The sequence below is a fragment of the Streptomyces sp. NPDC059080 genome (genome assembly GCF_042739975.1).
In the GTDB taxonomy this organism is placed as follows: Bacteria; Actinomycetota; Actinomycetes; order Streptomycetales; family Streptomycetaceae; genus Streptomyces; species Streptomyces benahoarensis.
This window is the reverse complement of the sequence record NZ_JBHYGX010000095.1, coordinates 1-1,147: the sequence shown is the minus strand read 5'-3', so window position 1 is coordinate 1,147 and position 1,147 is coordinate 1. Positions and strand designations below refer to the sequence as shown.

Annotated in this window: 1 protein-coding gene; it reads right to left on the bottom strand. The window is 34.4% G+C overall.

Annotated features, from left to right (window positions below):
* Positions 1-26: 26 nt before the first annotated feature.
* Positions 27-1,147: DNA polymerase (locus tag ACFWWQ_RS29695; protein WP_384602365.1), on the bottom strand; the 1,121-nt coding region annotated here is incomplete at its 5' end.

Genomic DNA, 1,147 nt, shown 5'->3' with positions numbered 1-1,147 from the left:
TTAAGAATATTATAAAATTTTAGTCTTTATAATTCGACTTTATAAATAGAATAATAGGTTTCTTTTTTCGTTATCATTTCTCCGCTCTCCTGACGCGCCTGTAAGCTTTTTAATTTCTCTAGGATATCATAATATACCCCTCTATTTAATTTCTTGATATACGCGCCGGGAATGCCTTTAAATTTCATTGTCTCCGAACCTTTGACCAAACGATATTGTTTTACTTTGCTTTTTTCGGGATAATTAAATACATTCCGAGAAAAAGAGGATATTTCTTTTTCTATTTCTTCTGGTTTTATTTCATCAGCATATTTTTCATAATACGTTTTTGGTTGAATGAATAAACCTTCTTCAAGAATACCTTCCAGTTTCCATTTACCGTACTCTCTATCGTCAACCATGTCATCATCAAAAATAGCTTCACATGCTATTGAATCGGTATCACAATATGCCACATCGCCTTTTTCTAATTGTTTAATTAAACCTCTATATAATAAAATACGCGCGTATGACGTAACGTAGGCGGCTATATGCGGCTGAATATACGGCGCTTTGCTGGGGACGGCTGCTTCAATAAATTCTTGTCCATATACAGGGTTAAATAATTCAACATAAGGATAGCCTTTTTCTTCGCATGTCTCAATTTCTGTGACAGGTAAAATCGTTTGCCGAACCCTTTGCATACCGAATTTTCCGTACAGTGCATTTTGCATTAATTTTGCAAACGTCTTTTTTGCTCCATCACTTGTATTTTTAATCTCTTCAAAATAGGAGACAAAATCTTTAAATATATAATCGGTCTTTTCAAAATAAATACATTGATGAATTTCTTTTATTTTAGCACCCATTTCTAACGCCAATTCAATTTCTTCAAACGTCCATATCCCTGAAAGGTTACCGACCGGGAAACATAATTTTTTGTACATTCTGTGAGGTAGAGGCGGTATATGTAAAGTAGTCGGTATGTGAATATCACATTCTAAAAAACCGCCGCCCTGTCTATAGCTGTACCAATATTTAAATACGTTTCGGGCTTTGTCTCCTTTATGGTGACGCGGTTTCCCTATAGGTATTGGGTTCACTTTCATAACGTACGGATATAATGAATTTACATCATAATGAAAGCCGCCATTTAATTCACTTTGAA